The 9,583-nt window shown below is 63.9% G+C and carries 12 protein-coding genes; 6 read left to right on the top strand and 6 right to left on the bottom strand.

The window, feature by feature from the left end; translation table 11 throughout:
- Positions 1–10: 10 nt before the first annotated feature.
- From P9230_RS09990 to P9230_RS09965, 6 genes are all read right to left on the bottom strand, one after another.
- A complete protein-coding gene (locus P9230_RS09990; RefSeq protein WP_208720827.1) occupies positions 11–1,459 on the bottom strand; it encodes a DUF1073 domain-containing protein in 1,449 nt (482 codons plus the stop codon).
- Between the two features lie 125 nt (positions 1,460–1,584).
- Positions 1,585–3,234 (bottom strand): phage terminase large subunit, encoded by a 1,650-nt coding sequence (gene terL, locus P9230_RS09985; protein ID WP_245459677.1) that lies wholly within the window; start codon positions 3,232–3,234, stop codon positions 1,585–1,587.
- A gap of 5 nt (positions 3,235–3,239) precedes the next feature.
- Positions 3,240–3,875, bottom strand: a complete 636-nt coding sequence (locus P9230_RS09980) for a helix-turn-helix domain-containing protein (protein WP_095825876.1) — start codon at positions 3,873–3,875, stop codon at positions 3,240–3,242.
- A gap of 250 nt (positions 3,876–4,125) precedes the next feature.
- Positions 4,126–4,272 (bottom strand): hypothetical protein, encoded by a 147-nt coding sequence (locus P9230_RS09975; RefSeq protein WP_278052694.1) that lies wholly within the window; start codon positions 4,270–4,272, stop codon positions 4,126–4,128.
- Positions 4,262–5,002: a ParB/RepB/Spo0J family partition protein gene (locus tag P9230_RS09970; RefSeq protein ID WP_278052693.1), complete on the bottom strand. Its 741-nt coding sequence runs from the start codon at positions 5,000–5,002 to the stop codon at positions 4,262–4,264. Before P9230_RS09970 ends, P9230_RS09975 begins: the two co-directional genes overlap by 11 nt.
- The gene (locus tag P9230_RS09965; RefSeq protein WP_278118688.1) at positions 4,980–6,245 is read right to left on the bottom strand and encodes a hypothetical protein; all 1,266 of its coding nucleotides are present in this window, start codon (positions 6,243–6,245) and stop codon (positions 4,980–4,982) included. Before P9230_RS09965 ends, P9230_RS09970 begins: the two co-directional genes overlap by 23 nt.
- 147 nt (positions 6,246–6,392) lie before the next feature.
- On the opposite strand from P9230_RS09965, the gene P9230_RS09960 reads away from it, so the two are divergent.
- The 6 genes from P9230_RS09960 to P9230_RS09935 all read left to right on the top strand — a co-directional run bounded on the left by P9230_RS09960 (position 6,393) and on the right by P9230_RS09935 (position 9,473).
- Entirely contained in the window at positions 6,393–6,644 is a 252-nt protein-coding gene (locus P9230_RS09960) for a hypothetical protein (protein ID WP_127403405.1), read from the top strand.
- Between the two features lie 129 nt (positions 6,645–6,773).
- Positions 6,774–7,142: a hypothetical protein gene (locus P9230_RS09955; RefSeq protein WP_127335453.1), complete on the top strand. Its 369-nt coding sequence runs from the start codon at positions 6,774–6,776 to the stop codon at positions 7,140–7,142.
- Entirely contained in the window at positions 7,142–7,396 is a 255-nt protein-coding gene (locus P9230_RS09950) for a hypothetical protein (protein ID WP_127335454.1), read from the top strand. Before P9230_RS09955 ends, P9230_RS09950 begins: the two co-directional genes overlap by 1 nt.
- Positions 7,383–8,117, top strand: coding sequence for a DNA N-6-adenine-methyltransferase (locus P9230_RS09945; protein ID WP_278118686.1), 735 nt, complete (start codon positions 7,383–7,385; stop codon positions 8,115–8,117). Before P9230_RS09950 ends, P9230_RS09945 begins: the two co-directional genes overlap by 14 nt.
- The gene (locus P9230_RS09940) at positions 8,117–8,617 is read left to right on the top strand and encodes a hypothetical protein (protein WP_095783029.1); all 501 of its coding nucleotides are present in this window, start codon (positions 8,117–8,119) and stop codon (positions 8,615–8,617) included. The genes P9230_RS09945 and P9230_RS09940 overlap by 1 nt, the downstream gene beginning before the upstream one ends.
- On the top strand, positions 8,610–9,473 hold the full coding sequence (locus P9230_RS09935) for a hypothetical protein (RefSeq protein ID WP_127403407.1): 864 nt from the start codon (positions 8,610–8,612) through the stop codon (positions 9,471–9,473). Before P9230_RS09940 ends, P9230_RS09935 begins: the two co-directional genes overlap by 8 nt.
- The last annotated feature ends 110 nt before the right edge of the window (positions 9,474–9,583 follow it).

Here is a 9,583-nt window from a genome sequence, read left to right as displayed (position 1 = left end):
GCGGGCCTCGTCAAGCCGCCTCGTCTCGTTCCTCGGAGCTGCCCTTGACCACAAGGCCGTCGTCCTCCTCTTCGAGCAGGTCGGGCATGTCCTCGACATCGATCGAGGAGAAGTCCGAGTCCGGATCGCCGGCAACGCGCTGGCGCGATTCCTCAGGCGAAATCACGCCGGCGTCGATCAGGATTACGTCGCGCTCCGCCTTGGTCTTTTCGACCTCGGCCGCTTCCTTCTCATTGGTCTCTTCGAGCTTTTCGAACTCGAAGTCGATGCCGGGATCGGGCTCGCCCCAGAGCGATGTCATCACCAGGCCAAGCAGGCGATGTATCGGCTGGCGAAACAGGTGCTCCTGGAAGGAGTGGACGTAGTCGTAGAAGACCTGGATTTCGCCCTCGGAGGAGGCGTTCAAACCGGCCGGCTGGACGCCGAGCAGCTTGACCAGCGGAATGTGGCTCACCGACGCCATGTGCTCCTGCGCCTGCGCCTGGAGCACGTCGAGCCCGGAGAGCGGAGCCGCGACGTTCTTGAAGTCCTCGCTATCCTTGTCGATCATCATCAGGCCGCGATTGGACCTGACCAAATTGAAAAGTTCGGCGCGCCGGAAGAGCTGATCGCCATCGGCTTGCAGCGTCTCGCCGAGATTGGTGGCCAGCAGGAAAACGCTGAACATCGAGATGATGTCGTTCACCGACTGGCGCGTCTCCAGCCAGTTGTCGACATAGGGCTTGCACATCTGCGACAGCGACAGGCCGCCGAATGAATAGGTCGGCTTCAACAGGTCGGGCACCTCGCGCCCGATCAAGGTGATCAGCCGCGTGGTGTGGACGATCTTGGCCTGCACATACCAGCTGTCGGGCCGATACCAATTGTCCTTGAGCGGATCGCTCGAGTTGTAATTGGTCGGATAGCACCAGACCGCCTCGACGGTGCGCAGCGCCTTGATCGGCTTCTTGGAGAACTTGGTGACGCTGAGCTTGTCCCAGCCGTCGCCGATCGGCTTTTGCAGCTCGTCGGCATCGTCGGTATCGCCGGTGTCGATGTAGATGTGACCGCGGCCGAAGAAGCCATCCTGCTCGGCGGCGCGGCAGAAGATGTCGCGCACGTTCAGGCGCTTGAACTCGGCCTCCAGCTCCGCGATCTTGTCGGCCTTGTCCTCGCCGTCGTTCGAGGTGAAGCGGATCCATTTGCGCGTCATCTCGGTGGCGATCGTCTCGGAGATCACCCGGTATTCCGGGCGCTGCGCCAGCTCCGAGAGATAGGCGTAGCCGAGGAAGGTGATCCCCTCCGAGAAGTAGCCGCTCAGCGCGAAGCCGTTGGCCCAGCTTTGAACCGCGCCGACGGCGCTGTCCATGGCAAGCCCGGTGTTGCCCGACGGGAGCACGCCATCCGGGTGCTTGGGCAAGGTGAAGACCGGCACCGGCTGTTTCGGTGCGGCCGCTTGCGCGCGGATCGCCGACAGCATCGCATCCGAGATGCGCGTAGGAGGACGCGCTCCAGGAGGAATTGCTGCCGGCGGTGCCGACGCAGGGACGTCGGCGACTGGCCCGCGTGTCCAACGACGGCGCAATGCGCCCCAAAGTTTCTTGATCATCGCGGCCCAGGCTGGGCAGCGCGCCGAAGGACGTCGTCGCTGATCACCATGGCCCCCTTGATGTTAAGCAGCCTCGTAAAGGCTCCGGAAGATGCGTCGACCTGGTCCATCAGCTTGGAGGCTGGGAACAGGCAGAGTTCGTCGAGGTAGAGCGTGTTCCACTCACCTTCGACGATGTAGACGTTGCCGTGCTCGCATTGCGCGGCGAACGGCTCGGCGCGCGTGACCTTGTCGCCGGTCTCGCCCTCGGCATGCACCTTGTAGCCGGCGAGCTGCGCGACGAAATCCTGCACCTGCGCCTTGCCGGCCTGCCCAGGATCTTGCGGCAGGCTGATGTGGACCGTCTTGCCGTCGAGCGCGGCCTGCGTCTCGATCGTCTTGCGGACCGACTTGCCTTCCTCGCGCAGCGTCACGACATGGCCGACATAGTAGCGGCCCTCGGGATCGCGGCCGAGCTTGACGCCGGCGGTGCGCGCGCCAGTGCCGCCGCGCGTGCCGGCCAAGTCCCAATGGCGGACCCAGATCGTGCCCTTCGGCGCCGCCCTGACGATGCGACCCTCAAACCAGGCACGCTGGAACATGCCGCCGGCGCGCGGCGCTGGCCGCTGCTGATACTGGCCCGCGACGGCATACGACGTCATGTCGTTGTAGAGCTGTTTCAGCTCATCGGGTGGGAAGCGGACCGGGTCGAGTATCTCGCCGTCGACGGTGCGAGGATCCTGCCGCCAGACGAGCTGGAGCTTGATCGCCTCGATCTCGGCGCGGCGCTCGTCCGGCAGATTGTCGTTCTCGCCGTACCAGTGCTGCTTGCTCGCGTCATAGCGCGCCAGGATAGGCTCGCCGACGGAACTGGAAACCTTGACCGGGGTGTAGCAGCAGCGGTCGGGCTCGAACTGCATCGGCAGGCACAGATGGACGTAATCCATCTTGCCGTCGAGGATGACGCCCGTGACGTCGGCCTCATGCAGGCGCTGCATGATGACGATGATCACGCTGCGCTTCTGGTCGTTCAGGCGGTTTTGCGCGCCCTCGCGAAACTTGCGGGTCGTGGCGGTGCGCTCGGTCGCCGATTCCGCCGTCTCGGTCGAGTGCGGATCGTCGATGATCAGGCGATCGCCACGCTGCGAGGTGAGCGAGCCGAACGCCACGCCCTCGCGGGTGCCGGTGCTGTTGTTGGCAAACGAGGTCTCGGCCCTGCGGCTGAGATAAACCTCGGGCCAGCGGTCCTGGTACCAGCGCGACAGGATCAGATCGCGGCATTTGCGGGTGTCGCGATTGACCGGGCCGTCGTTGTAGGCCGTCGACAGATACCGCATGCCCGGGCGGCCGGCCGGTCCCCATTCCCATGCCTGCAACAGCACCGAGACGAGAAGCGATTTCGATGTGCCGGGCGGCACGTTGATGACGAGGCGATTGCGCAGGCCCAGCTCGAGAAACTTGCCCTCGACCAGCGCTTGCAGATGGTCGCAAACCACCTGCATGTGCCAGTTCCAGACCAGCGGCGTCTCCGGCTCGAGTTCGAGCCACGCCATCTTGACGAACTCGGCGAACGATCCCTTGGCCTTGCGCCGGTCTCGCTCGATCAGCAGGTCTTCGAGGTCGGGGGCAATGAGCGGCGCGCGGGCGGCGGCAGACTTCTGCGCCATTCAATTCACCCTTGCGCTTCGGCGGCCTTCCGTCGTTGCGCTGCCGCAATCAGGACGTCCAACTCCTCGTCGGTGTAGTCTTTCGGGTTCGCCCGTGCTTGCGTCTCGACCGGGCCGCCATTCTTGCCGGTCTGCTCGACGCGGCGCACATAGCCCCGGTCCTTGCCTTTGAGCTCCAGGTACCAGCGCACGGTCTGCAAATCGCCAGAGCGAAGCGCGATCACCACCTGCCCCTCGGCAACGTCGAGCAACTCGTCGGCGATCTCGGAATCGGCCTCCTGGATTTCGGGATGCTCGTTCAGGAAGGCGTAGAGCGTGGTGCGGCCGACGTTCAGCTTCTCCGCCGCGACCGTCTTGATGCCGCCGCACTGGCGCAGCATCGCGATCACGCGCGGCACGTCGCGCTCGGTCAGTTTCGGCGATGCCCCGCCCCGGTTGCCTTCCGCCGGCTTCGGCTGTGGTGCCGGCTCAGGCTTGGGAGCAGGCTTCGGCGCCACAGGAGGCGATGCCTTGCTGGCCGGCTTCTTCTTGCCGCGCGCCGGCTTTTTTTTCGGCTCGGCTTTCGGCTTCGCTGTGGCCGTTTCAGCCTTGGCCTTGGCCTTCGGCTTCGATGTCGTCACGCTGGTCGTGGTCTTGATCACCGGACGACTCGCGCGTGCGAGTGTTCGGAATGTTCGGGATGGCTCATTTTTTTGCCACCCATCCCACAACCCATGGACATCATGCCGCGAGCCGAACCGAATGCGATTGTGCTGGTCAAATCGGGCCGCAAAGCGTTGCTGGGCATAAGGTCTGCAAACATGCGCCGAAATGCAAACTGACCCATAATGCTTGACGCTGCGGCCACACTAACCACCGGCACTACGTTACACACACACGAATGCATCTGGATCACGGAAGCAGGACGCGTGCGAGGCACACGACGAAGGTGAACGACAGGATGGCGAGCACCACGATGAACGGGGTGCCGAATGGCGGGCCGGCGACGGGCGCTTCGGGCTTGGAAGGCGCGCCGCGCATGGGCAGATCATGCCGCATCGGATTTGTGCTCCGCTTCCGCTTCGAGTTGCTCCAGACGCTCGCCGGCAAGGCGCGCCATCACTGAGAGGGCGATGCCCGAATTGACGATGTTGAGCTGGCTCTTGGTGCGCACGATGGCGTCGAAGAAGTCGTCGAACCGCGACTGCGGCGCGGCATGGATGCGGAAGCGCTTCGCCCTTTTGGCGAGAGCCTCCATCTCGACTTCGAAACGCACGCGGTCTTCCGGCAGGAAAGAGAACAGCAGCTCGTCGTATTTGATGTTCGCCCCGCCGAGCGCGGTAGCACCTGGTCCCTTGTCGCCGGCAAGCACGCTGTCATCGAGCCCGGAGAACTTTTTCGCATCGATGTCGAGCGAGGCGTAGAGCTGGGCGAGCAGCGACTGGTCGTCTTCGCCGTTGATCGAATTGTGGCTCAGCTGGATCGCGACCTTGCGCTTTTCGGTCAGCGGCGTGGTGATGACGAGCGCGTCGACCAACGGCAGGCCGGCCTCGATCGCGGCGGCCGTGCGGTGATGGCCCGACAGGATCTCGAGGGAGCCGTCTTTGTTCTGGCACACCAGGACCGTGGTGGTCAGGCGGCCATCGATTTTGACGTTCTCGACGAGGCGCTTGAACATGGCCGGCGCCATGTAGTGCGCGTTCTTCTCGCGGCGGCGGAGCGTCTTCGGATCAACTTGGCGCGTCTCGATATCGAGGGCCTTCCAGTCAACGCTTGAACTGCTTGCCATACCACCACTCGAACGCTTGTTGCGGCGTCTCATCGATGCGGGCGCCGACGTAATGCAGGCGATACTTGCCTTCCGGCCCGTCGATCTCGTCCCGCTTGGTCTGCTCGAAGATGCCGCGATACTTCATCGAGACGGGATGGTCCGAGAACGCCGAGGTCTGCACCTTGTCGAACCGGTCGATGAAGCGCTTGCCCATGTCGCGCAGCAGCTCGCCGTTGCAGGCGAGCCTCGTGACGAGCTTCGACAGCCTGCCCTCGCGCGAGATGGCGAAGTCGGACAGCAGGTAGATCGACCGCTTCGCGAATTTGTCGAGGTTGTAGATAAGCCCGCCGACCAGCATGTCGTCGACCCGCACCAGATAGTTCACCATGCCGGGCGTGTGGGTGATGCCCTTTTTCAGGTAGACGTCCTTGAGGAACGTCATCTGGGCGGCATCGGCCCGGCCGATCGTCACCACCGAATCCGGCTTGATCTTGTCGAGGTCGATCGGCTTGTAGCGGAACGGCGCCGACCGCGGCACGAGCTGCAGGTATGACGACTTGCCGGTCGACACGTAGCAGTAGTGCGGGTGGCCGCGGCCGGAGACGAATTCCAGCTCCGGTTTCAGATCGTCGTAAATCTGGTCCGAGAGGATGCAATACGGGACGCCGGCCTGCCGCACGCGTTCGATGAGGCCGCGCAGCACCTTGGGATCGAACAGCTCATATCGGGGCGCGTCCCATTTGATGTTCTCGGCCAGGAACTCGAACATCTTTTCGTAGCCGCCCTTGTAGAACGGCGGATAGGAGAAGATCGCAGCCTTGCGGTCGATGGCCTCCTCGAGATGCAGGATCCAGTCGCGCGGCGAATAGCTCTTGATCGGGATCATGCCCGGAAGCTTGCGGACCTTGTCCAGGGTGCGCTCGACATAGCTGCCGAAGTTCGCAGCCAGGTGCTCGCGATGGCTGGTCTTGTAGGCGTTCGCCTTGCCGCCAGCGAAGCGGCCGAGATTGAAGCCGACAGCCAGCGCGGCGAGGCGCTGATCGGGCTCCCGAAAGTCGAACTCGTTCACGAAGTCGAGCGCGCCGTGAAACTCATAGTCTATCGGCTTGCCCAGCACGTAACCGGCGATGGCTGACGAGTAGAGGCTGACGTCGTTGGAGTGCATCTCAACGCCGGGGAAAGTGGCGAGCGTGATCTGCTCGAACCGGAACGTTCCGGAACAGCAATTATAGACCCGGCCCCACTTGTCGACCTCAGACACGCGAAGGATTTGCGCGATGCATTCCTTCGGCACAACGCCTTGAAACATAACGCCGAGGGCCTCGCTTTTTCACTTGCATCGGAGGTGTAACCGAATAAGTTACTTGTAACCAGAACGGTTACTTTCCCTACCACGGATCACCGACCAATGACGCTCAACGACCTCGCGGCCAGCCTTCATCAGGAGTCCGGATTCGGCGGCGCTCGCCTGGAAGCGATCACCTTCGCCGCTGCCATCGGCTTGGCCCGCTACGCCGGTGCCGAGCACCAGACCTATTTCAAGCGGCGCTTCGCCGAAACCATTGAGAAACTAAGCTCTGACGACGTGCTCGACGTCGTGGGCTTTGTGGCGAAAGAGGCTGGCATTCAGCCCTCGCCGGACGGCTTCAACACCAACTGATTTTTCAGGGACCGGCCGAATCGCGAAGCAATATCAGGCTGCGCGATTTCTGCCTCTCCCCCCGGCTTTTTGTCAAGCGGCGTTCGCAACCATTTTGGCAACAACCCCCTACCACGGAGACCAGAGACCATGGCCAACTACCTATCACCTACCGGAAGCCCGATCACCGGAACATTGGAGCGGCTGACCGGCCGCGCTCACATCAGCGACATCGACCCGGAGACGGGCGAGCCGGAATACGCCGGCGGCACCGAAATCTTCTGGAACGATATCCAGACCGCCAAGCGCAACGGCAAGATCGTCTTCCTCGACGAGGAGGGCGACGAGTGGACGTTCGACCAGCTCACCCGCGAGGACGTGGACGAAGAGGAGGAAGACGCCTGCGACGGACCTGACCCGCGCACTGCTGAATTGCAAGAGATCGCAGACGGCGCTTTCGGCGACGGACCCATGGCGCGCGGAGCGGCGCGCGACATGCTCAAGCGGGAGCAGCGCTGATGGCCCGCTATCTAGTCACATGGGAGATCGACTACGAGGGCGAAGGCGATCCCGAAGCGGCCGCACGCTGGGCGTGGGATATCCTGCGCAAGCCGCACTCCACCGCAAGCGTCTTCACGATGATCGATGAAGACGGGAACGAAACCAAGATCGATCTGGCCGAGCTCGACGAGGCCCGGCTGGAGAATTCCATCAGCAGCGTCGGCGACGTGCTGCGCAGGCTGACCGAGGAGGCGCGCCATGCCCATCGGTAGCCATCACTCCGCGGCGGCGGGCACCGACGTCTGGCTGACCCCTCCGGCCATCCTGGCCGCGCTCGGTGGCGCCGAGAGTTTTGACCTCGATCCCTGTGCTCCGCTCGATCGGCCGTGGGACATGGCGCGCCAGCACTACACCATCGCCGACAACGGTCTAGCCCGGCCCTGGCACCGTCGCGTGTGGCTCAACCCGCCATACTCGAACAACGTGATCGGCCGCTGGATGGGCCGTATGGCCGAGCACGCCCATGGAATCGCGCTGATCTTCGCCCGCACCGAAACGCAGGTGTTCCACGAGTGCGTCTGGCGCGCGGCCGATGCGCTGCTGTTCATGGAAGGGCGGCTGCATTTCCACGATGCCGCAGGGACTCGAGCAAAGGCCAATGCCGGCGCGCCGTCGGTGTTCTGCGCCTATGGCGCCGACGATGCTGACCGCCTTGCGGCCAGCGGCATTCCCGGCGCTTTCGTGCCGCTGCGCCTGCGCTCGCTGATCTTCGGCTTTGCCTCCGTCGGCTCGTGGGTCGACGAGGTGTTGAAGGTGATGCAGCGCGCCGGCGCGGCCGTGCGGCTCGACGATCTCTACCGCGCCTTGGCCGAGAATCCGAAGTCCGAACGCAATCCGAACTGGAAGGCGAAGGTCCGCCAGACCCTACAGCGCGGCCCGTTCGAACCGCTAGGCGAGGGCGTCTGGCAGGTGGCCGAGGGGAGGTTGCTCTGATGCGCCACTTCCGGACACGCCGATATGGCCCGTTCGAGGACACGAGGCGAAAGCGGCTCGCCTTGGCCCGAAAGCAGCGCCTTGAGCGAGAGAAACTGCCGCTCTTTTCCGAGATGATCGCAGAGGAGCAGCCAGACGCCGACACCGTTATGGCGCAGCGCGCCGAGCAAGCGGTGATCTGGGAGCAGAATACTCGCGACCGCCGCGCCGCGAACTGGCGTCGTGCAAGGAGCCGGCTTTTCGCCTACGGCGACAACATCCGGAAAATCCTGCGGGCACTCTGGAATAGCGCTCCCTACCCGGGCACGCCGGAATATTTCGCCGACATGCTCCACAGCTACGACGTCGGCCGGCTCGACCCGGAGAACCCGCCATGGGTCTACCGAGGTCCGGGCGTCAAGGGTTTCGACCCTCTCCCCATCATCAACCGATCTCGCGAGCGCATGGGGTTGCCGCCCCTCTCGTCGCTCGCAGAACTTCCGAGGTACGGCAATGGCTAAGACCGCCAAGGCGAAAGCACCAGCCAAGAAGCACGCTTGGCAGATCGAGGCCGAGAAACGCGGTCAGGAGATCGCCGAGAATGTCGCCATGCTGCGCGACGGGTCCGACGAATATCTGGTCGGAATCGCTCGGGAAGCCCTCCACCACTACCACGCCGCGATGATGGCCTGCGACAAGCCCGGCCGCCTTCCCTACGAGCTAGTGATCGAGGCATGTGTCGAGACGCTCTACCGGATTGAGGAATACGGCGGCCAGGAGGAGCGCGGGGACGGTTCCGGCCGTTCCTGGCCGCCGCGCTGCCGCTCCCGCTTCAACTGCTGGAACTCGGCGTCGTCCTGGCTCGGCAAGCAACTGGCCGCGCCCGACGGCGAAATCCCGATGCACGGCCAGCCCGGTCGGTTCATGCTGACCATCCACGGCTGCCGGACCGACGTGCGCTACCCGGGTCTCTTCGGAGGGGTCGGGCTGGACGGCCGGGTGATCGACCTCGACCGGCCATTTTTCAGCGAGACCGGCTTTCGATCCTTCACCGGCGCCGGGCTCTCCCGCGAGCGCTGGTTTGTCGACGAGGCAATGACCGTCGACGAGATGCTGACGATCGTGATGGAGCAGAACCTGCTCATCGATCATCACGGCAAGACGGCGACGAAGGCCAGGCTACACAACCCTCCGTTCGGACTTAGCCATTGGCAGGGCAACGTGCGTCACCCCGCCGACGACAGCAGGCTCCGCGAGGAGCACCGCAACGATCCCGCCTACCAGCCGGGCGGTTTCATCCATGCGCTGCCGGGCCTCGCGCCGATCGGCATCCCCAGCCGCGTCGAAAAGACCGGCCAACTCGCCTTCGCATTTTGAGGGACAAGATAGATCCGCGCCTGATGCTAGGCCGTGAACGCGATAGAAAAGAATCCGCGACAGGCCGGCACACTGTGACAGGGTTGCCCCCAGGCAACCAATTTCGTAGC

Origin of the sequence: Mesorhizobium sp. WSM4887 (assembly GCF_029625865.1) — a bacterium.
In the GTDB taxonomy this organism is placed as follows: Bacteria; Pseudomonadota; Alphaproteobacteria; order Rhizobiales; family Rhizobiaceae; genus Mesorhizobium.
The sequence above is the reverse complement of the archived record's forward strand: the minus strand, read 5'-3'. Positions and strand labels throughout refer to the sequence as shown.

Excerpts from the sequence above, each read along its gene's own strand:
- P9230_RS09975 (WP_278052694.1), bottom strand. The coding sequence starts at position 4,272 with ATGCGGCATGATCTGCCCATGCGCGGCGCGCCTTCCAAGCCCGAAGCG.
- P9230_RS09945 (WP_278118686.1), top strand. The coding sequence starts at position 7,383 with ATGCCCATCGGTAGCCATCACTCCGCGGCGGCGGGCACCGACGTCTGG.
- P9230_RS09990 (WP_208720827.1), bottom strand. The coding sequence starts at position 1,459 with ATGCTGTCGGCGATCCGCGCGCAAGCGGCCGCACCGAAACAGCCGGTG.
- terL (WP_245459677.1), bottom strand. The coding sequence starts at position 3,234 with ATGGCGCAGAAGTCTGCCGCCGCCCGCGCGCCGCTCATTGCCCCCGAC.
- P9230_RS09950 (WP_127335454.1), top strand. The coding sequence starts at position 7,142 with ATGGCCCGCTATCTAGTCACATGGGAGATCGACTACGAGGGCGAAGGC.
- P9230_RS09960 (WP_127403405.1), top strand. The coding sequence starts at position 6,393 with ATGACGCTCAACGACCTCGCGGCCAGCCTTCATCAGGAGTCCGGATTC.
- P9230_RS09940 (WP_095783029.1), top strand. The coding sequence starts at position 8,117 with ATGCGCCACTTCCGGACACGCCGATATGGCCCGTTCGAGGACACGAGG.
- P9230_RS09935 (WP_127403407.1), top strand. The coding sequence starts at position 8,610 with ATGGCTAAGACCGCCAAGGCGAAAGCACCAGCCAAGAAGCACGCTTGG.
- P9230_RS09955 (WP_127335453.1), top strand. The coding sequence starts at position 6,774 with ATGGCCAACTACCTATCACCTACCGGAAGCCCGATCACCGGAACATTG.
- P9230_RS09970 (WP_278052693.1), bottom strand. The coding sequence starts at position 5,002 with ATGGCAAGCAGTTCAAGCGTTGACTGGAAGGCCCTCGATATCGAGACG.